Raw genomic sequence first — 19157 nt, forward strand, 5'->3', positions numbered from 1 at the left:
ACCCGATTTTTTCATCAGCACGGTGGCACGACTGGATGGCGTCAAACTTCCTGATAGTCGTGGATACGCTCTATTTTTCTTTGCTCCACCACGTTCAAGCCGTAGCCCTCTAGGCCCACGATCGTTCTTTCATGATTGGAGAGCAGGATCATGTTCTTCACGCCGAGTTCGGTGAGGATTTGCGCGCCTATTCCGTAATCACGCAGTTCCGGCTCGGCAGGCTTGGGGTGCATCATGGAACGCACACGTTCGGACACGGCCGTGAGGCGCGACTCGCGGATCACCACGATGACGCCGCGGCTCTCACCCGCCAGCAAACGCGCGGCGCCGCGTAGAGACGCGAGGTGGTGACCGCCGATGACGTCGTTCATGGTATCCATCGCGTGCATGCGCACGAGAACAGGGTCGGCTCCCCGTAGATCGCCCATGACGAAGGCGATATGCTCGACCTGATCGACCTGGTTCCGGTAGACCACGATCCGCCAATGCCTGCCATTCGGCTCGGTAAAGCTCCCGTGTTCAACGGCCTCCACGAGCCTTTCCGTTCGTCGGCGGTACGCGATGAGATCGGCGATCGTGCCCAGCTTCAGTTGATGCCGCCGTGAAAAGGCGATGAGATCCGGCAGCCTCGCCATGGTGCCGTCGTCGTTCATGATTTCGCAGATTGCACCGGCTGGCGCGAGCCCGGCCAGACGGGCGATATCTACCGCCGCCTCGGTATGACCCGCGCGCACGAGCGTGCCGCCGTCGCGCGCCATGAGCGGAAAGACATGCCCGGGAGAAACGAGCTCGTCGGGGCCCGTTTCCGGATTGACCGCAATCGAAATCGTGCGGGAACGGTCGGCCGCCGAGATGCCCGTACTCACACCGTCACGCGCCTCGATCGACACCGTGAAGGCCGTCTCGTGCCGCGAGCCGTTGATTCGACTCATTAGATGCAAGCCCAGCGATTCGCAGCGCGAGCGTGTCATCGCGAGGCAGATCAAGCCACGCGCATGCGTCGCCATGAAGTTGACGGCGTCAGGCGTGGCGAATTGCGCGGGAATGATAAGGTCGCCTTCGTTTTCGCGATCCTCGTCGTCGACCAGAATGAACATGCGCCCGGCGCGCGCTTCTTCGATAATCTCCGACGCCGTTGCGATGTCGGCGCGCGAATCCACCGGCAGCCGGGCGGACGTTGCGTTACTCATGAGAACACCTCACGCGATGTGATCACGACGCCTGCGCCAGGCCGTGAATCTGGATAGGCCGTGTCTTGTCGATAGGAAGCGTCGTCTTGTTGGCAAGCCGTTTCAGGACGACGTTCGAGCGAACGCTGGCCACACCGGGAAGCAACGTCAGTTTATGTGTGATGATGTGTTCGAGTTCGACGAGATCCCTGGCCACCACCCGCAGCAGATAGTCGGTTTGCCCGGTCATCATGAAGCAGTCCATGACTTCGGTGATGCCTCTCACCGTGTCGGCGAAACTCTCTCGCGCCTGCATGCCCTGCCGCTCCAGACCGATTTCGACGATGGCCATGACGCCCAGGCCGAGCAGGGACGCATTGAGCACGGCGACGCGCCGGCTGATTACACCGAGACGCTCCAGATTTCTGACTCTCACGAGACAGGGAGAGGGCGATAGGTTGACTCGAGCCGCCAGTTCGAGGTTCGTCAAACTTGAGTCCTCCTGAAGTTCACTCAGGATGCTAAGGTCTATCCTGTCCAGCGCAACGTTCATGGCCTGGGTCTCCTCTTTGCATAAGGCTCCGGTGCCCTGAGGTTCGAACGCTCGCTTTCGAGCAGAACATCGATTTCCGCTCCAGCACGCAATCGAACAACATCACCTGATGAACGAGTTTATGCCAGCCGGCTCCGTGGAAAATTCCGATAAAAAGTCGAGTTATCACCAAAAACGGACATTCTCGGTACACCCTCGGGAAAACCCGCTATTCGTCATACTTTCGACACGTAAGTCGAGATGACGATCAGGCCTTTCTCAGCGGCGGCAAGTCGGTACAGACACCTTCGTACAACTCGGCGGCCATGCCAACCGATTCGCCGAGCGTCGGGTGCGGATGGATCGTCTTGCCGATGTCTTCCGCGTCCGCGCCCATCTCGACGGCGAGGCATACTTCGCTGATCAGGTCGCCCGCGTTCAGGCCGACGATCGCGCCGCCGATCACGCGATGGGTTTCCTCGTCGAAGATCAGCTTCGTGAAGCCTTCGTCGCGGCCGTTCGCGATTGCGCGGCCCGAAGCGGCCCACGGGAACACGGCCTTGCCGTACTTGATGCCTTCGGCCTTGCACTGGTCTTCCGTCTTGCCGGCCCACGCCACTTCCGGATCGGTGTACGCCACCGACGGAATCTGCAGTGCATCGAAGTACGCCTTCTCGCCGTGCGCGGCTTCCGCTGCGACGTGGCCTTCATGCACGGCCTTGTGCGCGAGCATCGGCTGGCCGACGATATCGCCGATCGCGAAGATGTGCGGGACATTCGTACGCATCTGCTTGTCGACGTCGATGAAACCGCGATCCGTGACCGCGACGCCAGCCTTGTCGGCACCTATCTTCTTGCCGTTCGGGCTGCGGCCCACCGCGACGAGCACGAGGTCGTAGCGCTGCGCTTCCGCCGGCGCCTTCTCGCCCTCGAACTTCACGTAGATGCCGTCTTCCTTCGCTTCCGCGCCGACCGTCTTGGTCTTCAGCATCACGTTGCCGAAGCGCTTCGCGTTGTACTTTTCCCAGACCTTCACGAGATCGCGGTCCGCGCCCATCATCAGGCCGTCCATCATTTCGACGACGTCGATCTCGGCGCCGAGCGTCGCGTACACCGTCGCCATTTCGAGGCCGATGATGCCGCCGCCGATCACGAGCATGCGCTTCGGCAGTTGGCGCAGTTCGAGCGCGCCCGTCGAATCGACGACACGCGGGTCTTCCGGCATGAACGGCAGCTTCACGGCCTGCGAGCCCGCGGCGATGATCGCCTGCTTGAACTTGACGACCTTCTTGCCGTTTTCGCCCTGCACTTCCATGTGGAACGGGTCGACGAACGCGCCGACGCCGGTGACCACCTCGACCTTGCGCGCCTTCGCCATGCCGGCGAGGCCCGTCGTCAGCTTCTTGACGACGCCGCCCTTGAAGTCGCGCAGCTTGTCGAGATCGACTTCCGGCTTGCCGAACGAGATGCCGTGCGACGCGAGCGCCGCGGCTTCGTCGATGACGAGCGCCGTGTGCAGCAGCGCCTTCGACGGGATGCAGCCCACGTTCAGGCACACGCCGCCGAGCGTCGAGTAGCGTTCGACCAGCACCGTCTTCATGCCGAGATCGGCTGCGCGGAACGCGGCCGAGTAGCCGCCGGGGCCGGCGCCGAGCACGAGCATGTCGCACTCGATATCTGCGTTACCGGAGAAGCTGCCGGCTTGCCGCGTGGCTGACGCGTTCTCCGGTACCTGGACCGAAGCGACCACCAATGAACTCACGGCAGCCGATTCGCGAACGTCTTCAAGAAGCGCGATCAACGTGCCTTCAGACACGAGATCGCCAACCCGGACGCTCAATTCCTTGACGATGCCAGAGACCGGGCTTGGTACATCCATGGTCGCCTTGTCGGATTCGAGCGTAATCAGGGATTGTTCTTTCTCGACACGATCACCGACCTTCACGGCGATTTCGATGACGGGGACTTCCTTGTAATCGCCGATATCCGGCACCTCGATCGCTGTCATGCTTATGAAAACCCTTGTTGTGTTGCCCACACATGTCTGTTCACGCAGAAAGAAGCTTGATCGCCGCTTCGTGCAGAAGCGTCCGCCGGCTTCATCAGAGCAGTATCCGGCGATAATCGGCCAATAGCGAAACCAGATACGCGTTGAAGCGGCCCGCTTCCGCGCCATCCACGGCGCGGTGATCGAACGACAGGGAGAGGGGCAGGATCAAGCGCGGCACGAACTGCTTGCCGTCCCACACCGGCTTCATCGCGCTGCGCGACAAGCCGAGAATCGCCACTTCCGGCGCATTGATGAGCGGGGTGAAATGCGTGCCGCCGATACCGCCAAGCGACGAGATCGAAAAGCACCCGCCCTGCATCTGATCGGGTTTGAGCTTGCTCTCCCGAGCAAGCTTCGACAGTTCGCCCATTTCCGTCGCAATCTGGACAAGCCCTTTTCCATCCACATCGCGGATGACGGGCACGACGAGACCATTCGGCGTATCGGCGGCGAAACCGATGTGGTAGTACTGCTTGAACACGAGGGTGTCGGCCTCGAGGCTTGCATTGAGCGCCGGGAATTTCTTCAGTGCGGCAACGACCGCCTTGATCACGAAGGCCAGCATCGTGAACTTCACACCCGCCTTCTCGTATTCCTTGTTCAACTTCGCACGCAGGGCCTCCAGTTCGGTGATGTCCGCCTCGTCGTTGTTCGTGACGTGCGGGATCATCACCCAGTTACGATGCAGGTTCGCACCCGAGATCTTCTTGATGCGCGACAGCGGCTGCGAATCGACGGGACCAAATTTCGCGAAATCCACCTTCGGCCACGGCAATAGACCGAGCTCCGTTCCGTTCGCCGAGACAGGCGTCGAGACTGGAGACGTGCCGGACGATGTCGTCATCGCGTTCCTGACGAACGCGGCAATGTCTTCCGATGTAACGCGCTGCTTCGGACCGGTGCCCTGCACACGCGATATCTCGACGCCCAGTTCTCGCGCGAGCTTGCGCACCGACGGCGACGCATGGCTGTCGCGATGCGGCTCGCCTTCGCGCGCCGGGGCGCGATGCAATGGCGCGGGCTCGATCTTCAGTTCGGGCGCCGGCGCGGACACCGGCACTGTCGTGACATTCGCCGACGAACACGCGAGATCGTGCGCCGCGGACGCGGCAGCAGGCACGGGCACCGCGTCGTCCTGCCGCTCACCGTCGCTTTCGAGCAGCGCGATCAGCGTGCCTTGCGACACCATTTCGCCAACCGCGACCTTCAGCTCCTTGATCACGCCAGCGGTGGGACTGGGCACATCCATCGTCGCCTTGTCCGACTCGAGCATGACGAGCGACTGCTCCTGTTCGACGCGTTGTCCAACTCTCACCAGAATTTCGATCACGGGGATGTTCTTGTAATCGCCGATATCCGGTACTTCTATTCGTGTCACCCGCACATTCGCCTCCAACAGCAAGCGTTTCAACAGTCGGCGCTCCTCTTCATCTGGCCGGACGCACTTGATTCGATCGGATTGCCCAGGATGGACCGATGAACGCGCGAAGCCTTCGAGCAGCCGATTCGCGCACCGCTCTCATGGCGCGCACCGGTCAACGGGTCCTAGACAAGCCAGGGCTCGATCAGCCCGCTTCCGATTCGCCCATATCGGTCGATCGCCTGACGCACGATGCCCGGGTCCTGCTGGCCGTCGTCGACGAGTGCTTTCAGCGCGGCGATCACGATCGACGCACGGTCCACTTCGAAGAACGCCCGCAACGCCGCACGTGTATCGCTGCGCCCGAAGCCGTCGGTGCCGAGCACGACATAGCGGGACGGCACGTACGCGCGGATCAGTTCGGGCACGGCGCGCACATAGTCGGTCGCGGCGATCACCGGTCCACGCGCGGCGCCCAGGGCTGCCGTCACGTAGGGCACCGCAGGCTCGCCACGCTCCAGCAGCCGCTGCGCGCGCTCCGCGGACACGCCGTCGCGATGCAATTCGGTAAAGCTCGTCACGCTCCAGACGGCCGCGTCGATATTCCAGTCGTCTTTCAACATCCGTGCCGCGGCCTGGACTTCACCGAGAATCGCGCCCGAGCCCAGCAACTGCACCTGTGCGATCTCGACCTGCGCAGGCTCCAGCACGTACATCCCCTTGAGCACGCCGCGCCGGACGCGATCGACATCCGCTTCAGTCAACGGACGCTGTGCGTAGTTTTCGTTGGTGACCGTGATGTAGTAAAACACGTCGCGCTGACGCGCGATCATCTCCTGCATGCCTTCGTCGACGATCATCGCCACTTCGTACGCGAAGGCCGGATCGTACGCACGGCAGTTCGGTATCGTCGAGGCTGCAAGGTGGCTCGTGCCGTCCTGATGCTGCAGACCTTCACCACCGAGCGTCGTCTTGCCAGCCGTCGCGCCGATCAGGAAACCGCGCGCGCGCTGGTCGGCAGCCGCCCAGATCAGGTCGCCGATACGCTGGAAACCGAACATCGAGTAGTAGATATAAAACGGCAGCATCGTCAGATCGTGCACGCTGTAAGACGTCGCCGCGGCAATCCACGACGACACCGCGCCCGCCTCGGAAATGCCTTCTTCCAGAATCTGGCCGCTCGTATCCTCACGGTAATAGAGCATCGAACCCATGTCTTCCGGCTCGTACAGTTGACCGAGCGGAGAATAGATGCCAACTTGCCGGAACAGATTGGCCATGCCGAAGGTGCGTGCCTCGTCGGCGACGACGGGCACCACACGCGGCCCCAGCTCGGTGTCCTTCAACAGGTTGCCGAGCATGCGCACGAACGCCATCGTGGTGGACATTTCCTTGTCGTTGGTGTCGAGCGCGAATCGTCCCCACGACGACATCGCAGGCACGGCCGGCGCGTGCGATGCCGCCGTGCGCCTTCGGGGAAGGTAGCCGCCCAGCGCCGCACGGCGCTCGTGCAGATACTGCATGACGGCACTGCTTTCGTCCGGTTTGTAGAACTTGAGTTGTTCGACATCATCGTCGGAAAGTGGCAGACGAAAGCGCTCGCGAAACGCCTTCAACTGGTCGATGTCGAGCTTCTTTTGCTGATGCGTTGTCATGCGCCCCTGGCCGATCGAGCCCATGCCGAAGCCCTTCATGGTCTTCGCGAGAATGACCGTGGGTTGCCCGTTGTGTTTCGACGCCTTTTCGTATGCAGCGTGCAATTTGCGCACATCGTGGCCGCCGCGCCGCAGGCGGTCGATATCGTCGTTGCTCAGATGCGCGGCGAGCGCGGCCAGCTCGGCGTTCTGACCAAAAAAGCGTTCGCGATTGTAGGCGCCGTCGTTGGCGGAAAAAGTCTGGAACTGGCCGTCCACGGTGTGCGCGAACGCGCGCAACAGCGCCCCCGTGCGATCACGTGCGAACAGGGCGTCCCAGTCCGAACCCCACAACACCTTGATGACGTTCCAGCCCGCTCCCGTGAACTGCGCTTCGAGTTCGTCGATGATGCGGCCATTGCTGCGCACGGGTCCGTCGAGCCGCTGCAAATTGCAGTTGATCACGAACACGAGATTGTCGAGTCCCTCGCGCGCGGCCAGCGAAAGCGCGCCGATTGCCTCGGGTTCGTCCATTTCGCCATCGCCGAAATAGCCCCACACCTTTCGGCCTTCCGTGCGTTGCAGTCCGCGGTTCTGCAGATAACGCATGAAACGCGCCTGGTAGATCGAATTGATCGGCCCGATACCCATCGAGCCGGTCGGGAACTGCCAGAAGTCCGGCATCAGCCACGGATGAGGATAGGAACACAGGCCCGCACCGGTGATTTCCTGTCGGTAATGCTCGAGATGCGTCTCGTCGAGAAAGCCCTCGAGGTAAGCCCGCGCGTACACACCTGGCGCGGAATGAGGTTGAAAATAGACGAGATCGCCACCGTGAGCATCATTCGGTCCACGAAAGAAATGATTGAAGCCGACTTCGAACAGGTCAGCCGCCGACGCATAGCTGGCAATATGCCCGCCGAGTTCACCGTAGGCACGATTGGCCCGCACCACCATGGCCAGCGCATTCCAGCGCAGCGCGGCGGCGAGCTTTTCTTCGATATCGAAGTCGCCCGGATACGGCGGCTGCTGATCGACGGTAATCGTATTCGCGTAGGGCGTGATATTGAGGCGCGCCGTTGCGATACCGTTGGACGAAGCGTGGGCCGCGAGCCGATCGAACAGGTACTGCGCCCGTTCGGCACCTGCATGCCGGACCACGCCATCGAGCGCGTCGAGCCATTCGGCTGTTTCCAGTGGGTCGTCGTCAACTTTCGTCTGACCCAGGGAAAGAATCGAGGGTGTCCCCGTCGATAAGTCGGTCATCTTGCAACTCCGTAAAAGCAATGCGAATTCAGTGGCGAGTGCGCAAAGATTACGGGGGATGCCGCAGAATGTGTGGTCGTATTACGGGCCGCCCATGCGGTGTCAGTTGCAGTCTCTTCTGCGAAATGCGTGATCTACAGCATTTCTATTTGATGCGGGCGGCCGCGCGTGGAGGGCCCGGAGTCACGGGCTGGAAGATGGACGAAAGGCGCGTCGAAACTCGAAGCGCGTTCCATCACAACGGGCACCGGGAAGGAACGGGCCGCAGGATTGCGGCCGCTCACGCCACACGTTCATCGATGCGCCGAGGCGCGCGACTTCACACATCGGCCACCACGCCCGCTGGACCATCCGCTCGGTCGTCCATCCCGGTCGAAGCCGTCGACGCGAGGACCGCCCCCGACTGCGTGCGCGCCAGCGCGGCGAAGTAGCGGCCTGGCGAATGCCCGAGCGCTTTCTTGAACATGATGATGAAGGCAGTTACCGACTCGTAGCCGAGTTCGTCCGACACGCGTTGCACGGAAGCGCCGCCGGCAAGCTCGCGCACCGCAACGAGCAGTTGCAACTGCTGCCGCCAGCGGCCAAAGGTCAGTCCCGTTTCACTGACGACGAGTCTTGCCAGCGAACGCTCGCTCATGGCGACACGCTTGGCCCATTGCGCGACGGTGCTGCGATCGCCGGGATTGGCGTTCAACGCGTCCGCCATCTGCCGGATTCGCGGATGATCCGTAACCGGCAGATAGAGGCGCTCGACCGGCATCAACGTCAGCTCATGCAACAGCACGCGCGCAAGCCTGTCGGTATGGCCGCCCTGCTCATAGTCCAGCGGCGCGTCGGCCAGATGCAGGATCATTTCCCGCAGCATCGGCGAAATGGACAGCGTGCAGCAATCCGTTGGCAAGTCGACGATACCGGGCTCTGCGAACAGATAGCAAAGCCGGGCATTGGGCGTGGCGTGGTTGCTGTGCGGCATCTCGCCAGGAATCCAGACGCCGCATTGCGGCGGGACGATCCAGAACGCGCCCGCGACCCGACAGGTTACGGCGCCGTGCAACGCCAGCACCAGTTGCCCCTTCAGATGTTTGTGAACAGGGATTTCGGAAGCATGCTCGTCGACGTGCATGCGCATCGCTACCGCCGGCCGATCGATCGCGTCGGGATCCACAAAATCAGGAAGACTAACGTAGCGGTTCATATCCGGAATTTTAGCGACAAGTTGAAATTGTAGCCAAATCGATGCGAAGCATGAGCCGGCATAGTCGTGTCATACCAAGCTGGAACGCCGTCACGACTTTCATTGCGCCAAACCTCGCCTTCGCGGACGGCTGGAATCCGGGCTCGCGGGTGTGCGTTTCGACAGTGTCGACGCCTGTGCTGTCCGGTTCGGACCCGATTGTGCTTCGTGCGTAATCTGTGGCACATCACGTCCGCGGTTCACAAGTCGGATGAATGCCACGAAGGCGTCTCGCGGATCGACGTGGACGGCACCTCGAAGTTCAGCGAGCCACCGACCGCGAATTGCGCTTCGATTGACTGTTCTCACCGCACAATCTGCCGAATGGAGCGCCACTGCGGTAACACAAGAATAAGAAATGCTGCCCGAACTGCGGCAATATTTCCCCGTGCAATCAAAATGATTCACGATCCAGGCGCCCCGGATTTCGTCACGCGCAATGAAATCCGGAGCGACGAAATAATAAATCAAGCGAGACAGTTTTTTTTCACACTAATACCGGACGGACGACAGCGTCGCGCCATTGCGTATGGCGCTCGCCCCGTACGGCACGGTCGTCGTCGGTTGAATCCGCAGCGCGCTCCATTCACATAACCAATCAGCCTCAGAAATTAATCAAGTATTCGTAATATTAATAATCGGTTCCGGAAATCCGCTTTACGGGCAATGAATGCTCGACCATCTGCGCCACCACCTTTAAACCAGAAAACAAAATGTAATACCCGAAGTAAACCCTTCCTTTTAACGAGAGGAGAACAATATGGAAATACGGCAAATCAACGTCTACGATGTCATCGACAGTCGCAGAATCGGCAGGAGGCAGTATTTCATCGTCGCCTTCTGTGCGCTGCTCATGCTGTTCGATGGCTTCGACACCCAGGTCATCAGCTTCATCGTGCCCGTTCTCGCGAAAGAATGGCAACTGCCCAAGGCAGTATTCGGCGCGATTTTTTCGGCTGTTTTCTTCGGGCTACTAATCGGCAACTTCGGCATTCCGTTCGCGACTCGGCGCTTCGGCACGAAGAAGATTGCTTTCGTGGCAACCGCTGCTTTCGGTCTGTTCACCGTCCTGACCGTTTTTGCCACCAGCGTGCCGCAACTGATCGCCTTGAGATTCCTTGCGGGCATCGGCCTCGGAGCGGCCACGCCTTGCGCGGTGGGCCTCGTTTCGGAATTCAGCCCGAAGAGAACCCGCGCGACTTTCGTCATTCTCGTCTACCTGGGATATGCGCTGGGATTCATCTTCGCGGGCGTCTGCAGTAGCGCCTTGATCCCGCGGTTTGGCTGGGAAGGACCACTGTGGCTGGGCGGGCTCGCGGCACTGGGCTTGACGGTGTTGCTTATCCCGCTGCTGCCGGAATCCGTGGCCTACCTGTCGGCAAATGCGGAGCCGGCCGAATTGCTTCGTGCAACCAAGCGCCTCTTTCCCGATTTCACGCTGCAATCGGACAGCGAACTGGTCACTCACGAAGAGAAGCCGGCGGACGCAAGTGTGCTCGGATTGTTCTCCGCACAATTCCGCGTGGGGACATTCCTGCTTTGGGCCGTATTCGCCATCAACCTGGCCGCTTTCTATTTTCTGCAAAGCTGGCTGCCGACCGTTCTCGCGTCCATCTCGTTCCCACCCGCGCTCGTGGTCTGGGCGACCATCACCGTGATCATCGGCGGCATGGTGGCCAGTCTGCTGATGGGACCCATCATGGATCGCACGAGCCCTTACAGAATCCTGTCCGCGGTCTACGTCGGCGGCGCCGTGTCAATGTACGCGATCTCCATGGCAATCGGCTCATCGCATCTCGCTTTACTCACGACGATCTTCTTTTGCGGCTTTTGCATCAGCGGCGGACAAACCTGCGCGATCGCGTTGTGCACGCTCTTCTATAGCCCGGAATTGCGCGCCCCGGGCGTCGCATGGGCCTATGGATTCGGTCGGCTCGGCGCCGCGGGCGGCACTTACCTCGCGGGCGTCCTGTACGCGAACAACTGGACCGTCGACGCGATGTTTCGTGTTGCAGCAGCGCCAATACTCGTTGCAGCGGCTTGCGTGGCCCTGATGGGCGCTTCCTATGGCCTGACGAAAAACGGCCTGAAGAAATCCTTCTCAGCCTGACCTGCACCACGTGCTGAATCGATGAACGTCAGATGAACGGTTCCTGTGTATTGCCTTTGAAATGCGGAGATCTCATGAAAACGAAAAAAATCGAAATGATTGTCGGCTCGCTCATGGGGCTGGCCAGTTCCGTCGCGCATAGCCAAAGCAGCGTAACGCTCTATGGCGAGATCGACAACGGTATTCATTACCAGACCAACGTAGGCGGCGGCAAAGCTGTCTACATGGACTCGCTGGACGGCATCGACGGCAGTCGCTGGGGGCTGACCGGCAAGGAAGATCTGGGAGGCGGTCTCAAGGCGGTTTTTACGCTCGAGTCCGGCATCGACGTGAATAACGGACGACTTGCCCAGGGCGGCACGGCGTTTGGCCGGCAAGTTTTCGTCGGACTGAGCAGTGACACTTACGGTTCTCTCACCGTCGGCCGTCAATACGACATGGTGTGGTATTTCCCCGAGTTTCTTGCCGGTGCCGCAGCGGTTGGCGACCTGGCGAGCGCGCATCCGGGAGATTTCGACAACACCAGTAACAGCGTGCGATTCAACAACTCGGTGCGCTACATGAGCCCGGACTTCCACGGCTTCTCCTTTGGCGCCGCATATAGCCTTGGCGGCGTGCCCGGCGACTTCACTTCGACGTCGGGCTATTCGCTTGGAGTCGGTTACACACACGGTCCGCTTCAGATCGGCGCGGCGTTCGATTACTTCAAACACCCGACATCGACACCAGGTAACGGATGGTTCACCAACTATGCAAGCGGCTTCAATCTGCTAGCCTCTTCCCTGAACTCGGCTTATCAGGTCGCGCAAGCCTATCAGGACGCCGTCATCGCGGCGGCCTACACGATCGGAAACGCGACGATCAGCGCGTCGTACTCGAATGTTCAATACGCCAATCTCGGTGCGTCGTTCCAGAACGGTACGGCCATCTTCAACAATTTTGACATTGGTTTGAACTACCGTGTCACGCCGGCTTTTTTCGTCGGCGTTGCGTATGACTACATGAAAGCGCGGAGCGTCACGACGGCACAAGGCAATTCCATCGGCAATCAGCACTACAATCAGGTGGCGTTCACGCTGGACTATCTGCTGTCGAAGCGTACCGACGTATACTTTTCGGGCGGCTGGCAACGCGCTTCCGGCACATCGTCGACGGGCGCGCTGGCGGTCGCCAACATTGGCGGATCCGGAGATTCATCGAATAACCACCAGATGGTTTATCGGCTCGCTATACGACATAAATTCTGACGAGCCTTGCTCGCCCTGGATTCGACATGACGATGCGGCGATATTTCAGCGCCGGCATGCCGACGCCACGGTCGTTGCTCAAGGTTGCTGGTTCGACGCCTGATAGGATGGCGTCGCCCCGGCGCCTGCATCACGGACATCCCGATTCCGGCGCGCCTGCGCCATGTCGGGCGGATACGTCCGCTGCCTGCGCGAGTGAATCGGAATCCAGCCGTCGCGTTCTGCCTGAATGAGTTCGGCCCGTACCTCAGCGCGCGCCTTTCCATTCGTGACCACCGCCGCGGCGCAGCTCGCATCGACTACACCGGCGCTTGCGGCCAATGGAAAGCACGTAACGAAGCAGAGTACCGCTGCAATTGTCGTGTGCATGAGAATCTCCTTCCTTGTAAAGCCGTGGCTCCGCGCTCAGACGAAGCCATACATGGTGAACAACATGACGTACGGGATCTCCTGTCCCGCAGAATTGCAGACCATGATGTCCATCTTCTGAATGGCGCACGTGGACACGATTACCCTTGCGATTTTCGAAAAGACAAGCTTCATGATGATTGACTCCCCATTCTGACGTGACCTAACGGTCGATCTTCTCGGCGATCCGTCAATGGCGCTGACCTGCGCTCGACGGCTGCATCATTGGTTCATGGCACGTCGCAGCCATCTACACCGATCAACGCTTGTTCACTACCGGCTCGAAGCACGAAAGCCTGACAGTCCGATGCTTTAAAGCGTCTCCGTGACGAGTACTTTATCCACATTCAGCCAGCCTGAATTTGTGGAAGATGACAATGCATCTGCAAAAACTGCCAGAGTTTTTCTGACGCACGGTGTGCCGTCTGCTGTCCAATCAGCGTCGTTACCCAAGCCTGCAGGCTGGTAAAGATTTCGCGCTCGCTGTTCCACTACGAATCACGTCGCCCGAGTTGACGATGAAGCGCTGACTGGCCGGATGATGGCCACCGTCGATCAAACATCGCGTCATAGGTAATGAACCGTTGCCAACCTTCGACTACAAGACGGCTGAACAGCTAGTGTCGGAAGGACGCGTGGACGACGTACTTCGCTACGTCGTTTCTCTCGAGGCAGGCGCGGCCGGATAGTTGATCTAGGTTCAGCATCAGCAAACAGGGAGCGGGGGCATACTGGACTGGACGTCGTTCCGCGGCAGGTTGCCTGCCCCACCTCTTCAAATGCCCGCTCGATGAGTGGGCATTTTCTTTGCGCGCCCAGCAGGACAACATATTGATAGCGCGGACATCTTTTCTGAGAGACAACAATCAAATAGAAGCATTCGCCCCCCAGCAACTCCCTCCCGTACCGGCAATCGTCAATCCAACTGTACCGGTACTGTACAGAAAACCGTCGCTAAACTGATCTCCGTCCCAGCCTCGAACCGAATGGAGAATCCGCGATGGAATTCCTCACCCTGAGCGCGTTGCCCGCCGGCATGCTGTTCGCGCTCGTCACGTCGATCACGCCCGGCCCCAACAACACGATGCTGCTCGCGTCCGGCGTCAATTTCGGTTTCCGCCGCACGATGCCGCACCTGTTCGGCATCAGCATCGGCGTCGCGATCCTGATGCTCTGCGTCGGCTTCGGCCTCGGCGAGGCCTTCAAGCGCATGCCGCTGCTGTACACGATCCTCGAAGCCGCGAGCGTCGCGTACCTGCTATACCTCGCCTGGCGCATCGGCACGTCGGGAGAAGTGAAGGCACACGGCGCCAAGCCGCGGCCGATGACGCTCATCGAAGCCGCCGCGTTCCAGTGGATCAACCCGAAGGCATGGATGATGGTGCTGACCGCCGCGACGACGGTCCGCCTGTCCGCCGACTACGGAATGAACGCCGCGTGGATGGCCGTCGTGTTCATCCTGATCGGCTTTCCGTGCATCTGCCTGTGGGCCGCATTCGGCCTCGGCCTGCGACGCTTCCTGTCGAACCGCCGCGCACTGCGCATCTTCAACGTGACGATGGCCGTGCTGCTGATCCTGTCGCTGTATCCGCTCGTCGCGCACCTGCTGCCGCAGTGAGCGCTCACAGCGCACCCGTTGAGATTCACGCGACGCAGGCGTACCCTTTTGGTACGGGCGCGCGCAACCGTTTTGCCGGTTGTGCCGTTGCTTCCGGGAGAAAGCCGATGAAGCCACTGCTGAGGACGGGCGAACACATCGAGGGGATGCACTGGGTCGCCGAGTATCACCCGCTCACGCACGACATCCGCGTGCTGCGCGACAACATCGAAGTCGGCACTTACAGCGCGCCGCCAACCCTGTTCGGCGACGAGGAAGAGATGGGCGCCGCGAACCACGACGATCATCGCGGCCGGGAGGCTGCGCTGCGCGCGTATCTGCGCAACTTCGTCAAGGAACACGACGCGGAAGAATAGCGGCGTGCAGGGTGCCGCTCACAGAGGGCCGGCGCATCGCACCGGCCCAAACGCCGCTCAATGCCCGAGCGACTCGATCTTGCCTGCCGGCTGCGCGACGCCATGCGGCCGCGCCATCTGCTTGATCAGCAACGCGATGCACGCGAGCACGCCCGCGACGGCGATCGTCGCGAACACGCCCGCGAACGAGAAGTGCCGGCGCGTCAGTTCGGCGACGAGGAACGAACCCGCGATCCCGCCGAAGCGGCCGACGCCGAGCATCCACGCGACCCCCGTGCCGCGCCCCTCGGTCGGATAGAACGCGGCGGCGAGCGCCGGCATCGACGATTGCGCGGTGTTCATCAGCACGCCGGCCACGAACACGACCAGCACGAGCAGCCCGACGTTGCCGGCCGCCTGCCCGATCGCAACTACGCTGATCGCCGTCAGCGCGTAGCACACGGCGATCACGCGGTTCGCGTTGAAGCGGTCCATCAGCACGCCGCACAGCACGGCGCCCACGCCGCCGAGCGGGAACAGCGCCGAAATCAGCGTCGCCTTTTGCGGCGTCAGGCCCGCATCCTTCAGCAGGATCGGCATCCAGTTGATCGACGCGTAGAAAATCACGAGGCCCATGAAGTACGCGATCCACAGCATCACGGAGCCGACGATGTACGAGCGCGACAGCACGACGCCAAGCCCCTTGCTGCCCGTCTGCGGCGCGGTTTCGGTCATCGCGAACGAACCGGCGTTCAGCGCATCGCGCGAGATGCGCGCGAGCGTTGCGCGGATCCGGTCGACGGCGTGACCATTCGCGACCATGAAGCGCACCGATTCCGGCATCTTCAACAGCAGCAGCACGCCGAGCAGCAGCGGCGTCACGCCACCGAGCATCAGCACGCTGCGCCAGCCGAAATGCGGAATCATCCATGCGGCCAGGAAACCGCCGAACGCGGCGCCGAGCGGGAAGCCGCAAAACATCAGGTTGATCACGGTCGCGCGGCGCTTGTCCGGGCAGAACTCGCCCATCATCGTGACCGCGTTCGGCATCGCCGCGCCAAGCCCGACGCCGGTGACGAAACGCAGGATCGTCAGGTGTCCGATGGTGGTCGAGAACGCGGACACGAAACACGCGACGCCGAACAGGAACACCGAGCCGAGCAACAGCGAGCGGCGCCCGAGCCGGTCGGACAGCGGGCCCGACACGAGCGCGCCGCACGCGAGGCCGAACAGCGCGGCGCTCAGCACGGGCGCGAGATCGGGCTTGGTCAGGTTCCATTCGCCCAGCAGCGACGGTGCGATGAAGCCGATCGCGGCCGTATCGAAGCCGTCGAGCAGCACGATCACGAAACACATGACGAACACGAGCCATTGAAAGCCGCCGAACGGCTGCTCGTTGATGAAGGTCTGGACATCGACCACGGTTGCGCGATTCATCGCGAGTCTCCTTGATATAAGCAACGCGGCCTCGAAGCCGCGCCGTCCTTGTTTTCGCACCGGAAATCCGGTGCGCCGCGCGCCGATTCACTGCCGGCGCGTTCGTTTATCGTCGACGGCCCGCCAACGACGGCAGGCCGCGCGATCGGGCCGCTTCCGGCGTCAGCCGGCGCTGTCCTGTTCCTTGAAAATCTTGTCCGCGAGATGGAACGCGGAATTCGCGGCCGGCACGCCGCAGTAGATCGCGGTCTGCAGCAGCACTTCCTTGATCTCGTCGCGCGTCACGCCGTTGTTGCGCGCGGCGCGCAAATGCAGCGCCAGTTCCTCGCCGCGATTGAGCGCCACCATCATCGCGATGGTCAGCAGGCTGCGCGTATGGCGCGGCAGGCCGTCGCGCGTCCAGATCTCGCCCCATGCATAGCGCGTGATCAGGTTCTGGAATTCGTCGGTCACCTCGGTGCGGTTCTCGAGCGAACGGTCGACGTGCGCGTCGCCGAGCACCGCGCGACGCACCTTCATCCCCGCTTCATAACGTTCCTGGTCGTCCATCGCCAAGCCTCACGCGGTCAGGAAATCGAGCAGCGCGCGGTTGAAGCCGCCGGTGCACTCGATGTTCGAAATGTGCGCCGCGTCGAATTCGACGTGAAGCGCGCCGGGAATCGCGGCCGCAAGCGCGCGACCCTGGTCGGGCGGCGTCGACATGTCCTTGGCGCCGGTCACGACCAGCACCGGCAGCGCGATGCCCTTCACTTCGTCGCGCAGGTCGGCTGCGTTCAGCGCGTCGCAGTTCGCCGCATAGCCATCCTTGTCGGTATGCACGAAGGTGTCGCGGATCGCGTCGAACAGGCGCGGCTCGCGTTCGACGAACGCGTCGGTGAACCAGCGCGGCAACACGGCGTCGGCAAGCGCGGCCATCCCTTCGGTACGCGCCTTCTGCGCACGCGGCGCCCACACTTCCGGCGAGCCGATCTTCGCGGCGGTGTTCGACAGCACGGCGCGAACGATGCGCGACGGGAAGCGCGCGGCCAGCGCGGCGCCCGTCAGCCCGCCCATCGAGATCCCGCAGAAATGCGCGCGCGCGATGCCGACGTGGTCGAGCAGGCCGATCACGTCGCCCGCGAGCTGCTCGATCGTGTACGAACCGGCCGGCGCATCGGAATGGCCGTGGCCGCGCGTGTCGTAGCGCAGGATGTTGAAGTGCTGCGTGAGCGGACGGATCTGCGGCGCCCACATCTGCAAGTCGGCGCCAAGCGAGTTCGAGAAGACGAGCCACGGCGCGTCGTCGCGCGCGGCACGGTCGATCCGGTAATGCAGTTTCACGCCGTTGACAGTGGCGAAAGGCATCAATGTTCTCCTGGTTGTGTCGTGCCCGCATGCAGCGCGAGCACGGCGTCGACATAGGCCTGCGCCTCGCCGACGTAATGTGCGGGATCGAGCAGCCGCGCAAGCGCGTCGCGCGACAGGTGGGCCGAGACGGTCGCATCGGCGGCGAGCACGTCGAACAGCGTCGCGCCCATGCGCACGGCTTCCTTCGACGCGTGCTCGACGACATGATGCGCATCGAGCCGGCCGATCCGGTCGCCGAGCGCGAGCATCACGGCTTCGCCGAGGATCAGCCCGTGCGTCAGGTCGAGGTTCGCAGCAAGGCGTTCGGTATTGACGTCGAGGCCCGCGACGATCTGCGCGATCTGCGCGAGCGCGCCGCCGGTCAGGCGCGCGAGGTCGGGCAGCGCATCCCATTCGGCCTGCCAGCCGCCGAGCGCCCGCTCGTGCTCCTGGACCATCCCTGCGAATACGGTCGCGACAAGGCCCGGTGCGCGCACGGCAGCCGTCAGCACGGCCGCGCAGCCGACCGGGTTGCGCTTGTGCGGCATCGTCGACGAGCCGCCCTTGCCGGCGGCGGCCGGTTCGCCGAGCTCGCCGACTTCGGTCTGCATCTGCAGCGATACGTCGCGTGCGATCTTTCCGAGCGTACCCGTCAGCATCCCGAAGCATGACGCGGCTTCCGCGATGCGGTCGCGCTGCGTATGCCACGGCACGGCCGGCGCCGCAAGCCGCAGGTCGGCCGCAAGCGCGGCCGTCACGCCGCCCGCGTGCTCGCGCAGGCTCGCGAGCGTGCCGGCCGCACCGCCGAACTGCAGCACCAGCACGCGCGCGCGCAATTCGGCGAAGCGCGCACGATGACGCAACAGCGCATCGAGCCATTGGGCGAATTTCAGGCCGAGCGTGATCGGCAGCGCCTGCTGCAGCCACGTGCGGCCGATCATCGGCGTCGCGCGATGCGTGCGCGCAAGCGCCGCGAGCGATGCGCACGCTTCGTCGAGCATCGGCTCGAGCACATCGAGCGTATCGCGCAGTTGAAGGACGGTAGCGGTATCGATGATGTCCTGGCTCGTCGCGCCCCAGTGCACGAACTTCGCGGCCTCGGGGTCGTCGGCCTTTACTTGCGCGGTGAGCTGCTTGACGAGCGGAATCGCGAGATTGCCGCCGAGCGCCGCGCCGTGCGCGAGCGCGTCGGCGTCGAGCCGGCCGGCGTCGCAGGCGCGTTCGATCGGCGCAACCGCGGCAGCGGGAATCACCTGCTGCGCGGCGAGCGCGCGCGCGAGCGCGGCCTCGACGTCGAGCATCCGCTGGATCGTCGCACGCGGCGACCAGATCCGGTTGAGCGGCTCGGTGCCGCAGATGAGGGAGGTCAGGCGGGCGCTGTCTTCGAGCATGGCATCAGATTGGGGAAACGGCGTGCGCCTATTGTCCACC

The 19157-nt window shown here is 62.3% G+C and carries 15 protein-coding genes and 1 pseudogene; 5 read left to right on the top strand and 11 right to left on the bottom strand.

What is annotated here, in order from left to right; all coding sequences use genetic code 11:
• Positions 1 to 41: 41 nt before the first annotated feature.
• The 6 genes from ribB to CUJ89_RS31930 all read right to left on the bottom strand — a co-directional run bounded on the left by ribB (position 42) and on the right by CUJ89_RS31930 (position 9206).
• Positions 42 to 1190 (bottom strand): 3,4-dihydroxy-2-butanone-4-phosphate synthase, encoded by a 1149-nt coding sequence (ribB, locus tag CUJ89_RS31905; protein ID WP_114181210.1) that lies wholly within the window; start codon positions 1188 to 1190, stop codon positions 42 to 44.
• 22 nt (positions 1191 to 1212) lie between these two features.
• Positions 1213 to 1722, bottom strand: coding sequence for an Lrp/AsnC family transcriptional regulator (locus tag CUJ89_RS31910; RefSeq protein ID WP_114181211.1), 510 nt, complete (start codon positions 1720 to 1722; stop codon positions 1213 to 1215).
• A gap of 247 nt (positions 1723 to 1969) precedes the next feature.
• Positions 1970 to 3709: a dihydrolipoyl dehydrogenase gene (gene lpdA / locus CUJ89_RS31915; RefSeq protein ID WP_415859050.1), complete on the bottom strand. Its 1740-nt coding sequence runs from the start codon at positions 3707 to 3709 to the stop codon at positions 1970 to 1972.
• A 94-nt stretch (positions 3710 to 3803) separates the two neighbouring features.
• Complete coding sequence (gene aceF, locus CUJ89_RS31920) at positions 3804 to 5162, bottom strand: dihydrolipoyllysine-residue acetyltransferase (protein ID WP_415859051.1); 1359 nt, start codon at positions 5160 to 5162, stop codon at positions 3804 to 3806.
• Between the two features lie 134 nt (positions 5163 to 5296).
• A complete protein-coding gene (gene mdeB / locus CUJ89_RS31925; RefSeq protein ID WP_114181212.1) occupies positions 5297 to 8011 on the bottom strand; it encodes an alpha-ketoglutarate dehydrogenase in 2715 nt (904 codons plus the stop codon).
• Positions 8012 to 8330: 319 nt separating this feature from the next.
• Positions 8331 to 9206: an AraC family transcriptional regulator gene (locus tag CUJ89_RS31930; RefSeq protein WP_114181213.1), complete on the bottom strand. Its 876-nt coding sequence runs from the start codon at positions 9204 to 9206 to the stop codon at positions 8331 to 8333.
• Between the two features lie 799 nt (positions 9207 to 10005).
• On the opposite strand from CUJ89_RS31930, the gene CUJ89_RS31940 reads away from it, so the two are divergent.
• Positions 10006 to 11355 (top strand): MFS transporter, encoded by a 1350-nt coding sequence (locus tag CUJ89_RS31940; RefSeq protein WP_114181214.1) that lies wholly within the window; start codon positions 10006 to 10008, stop codon positions 11353 to 11355.
• Positions 11356 to 11429: 74 nt separating this feature from the next.
• A complete protein-coding gene (locus CUJ89_RS31945; RefSeq protein ID WP_114181215.1) occupies positions 11430 to 12602 on the top strand; it encodes a porin in 1173 nt (390 codons plus the stop codon).
• A 78-nt stretch (positions 12603 to 12680) separates the two neighbouring features.
• Here the strand turns inward: CUJ89_RS31945 and CUJ89_RS31950 are convergent, their stop codons facing one another.
• Positions 12681 to 12971: a DUF4148 domain-containing protein gene (locus CUJ89_RS31950; RefSeq protein ID WP_114181216.1), complete on the bottom strand. Its 291-nt coding sequence runs from the start codon at positions 12969 to 12971 to the stop codon at positions 12681 to 12683.
• A gap of 614 nt (positions 12972 to 13585) precedes the next feature.
• On the opposite strand from CUJ89_RS31950, the pseudogene CUJ89_RS38725 reads away from it, so the two are divergent.
• From CUJ89_RS38725 to CUJ89_RS31965, 3 genes and pseudogenes are all read left to right on the top strand, one after another.
• A pseudogene (locus tag CUJ89_RS38725) lies at positions 13586 to 13699 on the top strand (DUF2384 domain-containing protein); the annotation flags it as partial.
• A 311-nt stretch (positions 13700 to 14010) separates the two neighbouring features.
• Positions 14011 to 14628 carry a LysE family translocator gene (locus tag CUJ89_RS31960; RefSeq protein WP_114181217.1) on the top strand — a complete coding sequence of 206 codons (618 nt, stop codon included), beginning with the start codon at positions 14011 to 14013 and terminating at the stop codon, positions 14626 to 14628.
• Positions 14629 to 14735: 107 nt separating this feature from the next.
• Positions 14736 to 14984, top strand: coding sequence for a hypothetical protein (locus CUJ89_RS31965; protein ID WP_114181218.1), 249 nt, complete (start codon positions 14736 to 14738; stop codon positions 14982 to 14984).
• A 57-nt stretch (positions 14985 to 15041) separates the two neighbouring features.
• Here CUJ89_RS31965 and CUJ89_RS31970 read toward each other — a convergent pair whose 3' ends face one another.
• The 4 genes from CUJ89_RS31970 to CUJ89_RS31985 form a co-directional block, all read right to left on the bottom strand.
• Positions 15042 to 16400 carry an MFS transporter gene (locus tag CUJ89_RS31970; RefSeq protein WP_114181219.1) on the bottom strand — a complete coding sequence of 453 codons (1359 nt, stop codon included), beginning with the start codon at positions 16398 to 16400 and terminating at the stop codon, positions 15042 to 15044.
• 162 nt (positions 16401 to 16562) lie between these two features.
• The gene (pcaC, locus tag CUJ89_RS31975) at positions 16563 to 16949 is read right to left on the bottom strand and encodes a 4-carboxymuconolactone decarboxylase (RefSeq protein WP_114181220.1); all 387 of its coding nucleotides are present in this window, start codon (positions 16947 to 16949) and stop codon (positions 16563 to 16565) included.
• Positions 16950 to 16958: 9 nt separating this feature from the next.
• Positions 16959 to 17744, bottom strand: coding sequence for a 3-oxoadipate enol-lactonase (gene pcaD / locus CUJ89_RS31980; protein ID WP_114181221.1), 786 nt, complete (start codon positions 17742 to 17744; stop codon positions 16959 to 16961).
• Positions 17744 to 19117 carry a 3-carboxy-cis,cis-muconate cycloisomerase gene (locus tag CUJ89_RS31985; RefSeq protein ID WP_114181222.1) on the bottom strand — a complete coding sequence of 458 codons (1374 nt, stop codon included), beginning with the start codon at positions 19115 to 19117 and terminating at the stop codon, positions 17744 to 17746. Before CUJ89_RS31985 ends, pcaD begins: the two co-directional genes overlap by 1 nt.
• Positions 19118 to 19157 lie beyond the last annotated feature (40 nt).

Origin of the sequence: Burkholderia pyrrocinia (assembly GCF_003330765.1) — a bacterium.
GTDB classification, from domain to species: domain Bacteria; phylum Pseudomonadota; class Gammaproteobacteria; order Burkholderiales; family Burkholderiaceae; genus Burkholderia; species Burkholderia pyrrocinia_B.

Bases quoted from the DNA above. Each gene is read 5' to 3' on its own strand.
- ribB (WP_114181210.1), bottom strand. From the start codon at position 1,190: ATGAGTAACGCAACGTCCGCCCGGCTGCCGGTGGATTCGCGCGCCGAC.
- CUJ89_RS31910 (WP_114181211.1), bottom strand. From the start codon at position 1,722: ATGAACGTTGCGCTGGACAGGATAGACCTTAGCATCCTGAGTGAACTT.
- lpdA (WP_415859050.1), bottom strand. From the start codon at position 3,709: ATGACAGCGATCGAGGTGCCGGATATCGGCGATTACAAGGAAGTCCCC.
- mdeB (WP_114181212.1), bottom strand. From the start codon at position 8,011: ATGACCGACTTATCGACGGGGACACCCTCGATTCTTTCCCTGGGTCAG.
- CUJ89_RS31930 (WP_114181213.1), bottom strand. From the start codon at position 9,206: ATGAACCGCTACGTTAGTCTTCCTGATTTTGTGGATCCCGACGCGATC.
- CUJ89_RS31940 (WP_114181214.1), top strand. From the start codon at position 10,006: ATGGAAATACGGCAAATCAACGTCTACGATGTCATCGACAGTCGCAGA.
- CUJ89_RS31945 (WP_114181215.1), top strand. From the start codon at position 11,430: ATGAAAACGAAAAAAATCGAAATGATTGTCGGCTCGCTCATGGGGCTG.
- CUJ89_RS31950 (WP_114181216.1), bottom strand. From the start codon at position 12,971: ATGCACACGACAATTGCAGCGGTACTCTGCTTCGTTACGTGCTTTCCA.
- CUJ89_RS31960 (WP_114181217.1), top strand. From the start codon at position 14,011: ATGGAATTCCTCACCCTGAGCGCGTTGCCCGCCGGCATGCTGTTCGCG.
- CUJ89_RS31965 (WP_114181218.1), top strand. From the start codon at position 14,736: ATGAAGCCACTGCTGAGGACGGGCGAACACATCGAGGGGATGCACTGG.
- CUJ89_RS31970 (WP_114181219.1), bottom strand. From the start codon at position 16,400: ATGAATCGCGCAACCGTGGTCGATGTCCAGACCTTCATCAACGAGCAG.
- pcaC (WP_114181220.1), bottom strand. From the start codon at position 16,949: ATGGACGACCAGGAACGTTATGAAGCGGGGATGAAGGTGCGTCGCGCG.
- pcaD (WP_114181221.1), bottom strand. From the start codon at position 17,744: ATGCCTTTCGCCACTGTCAACGGCGTGAAACTGCATTACCGGATCGAC.
- CUJ89_RS31985 (WP_114181222.1), bottom strand. From the start codon at position 19,117: ATGCTCGAAGACAGCGCCCGCCTGACCTCCCTCATCTGCGGCACCGAG.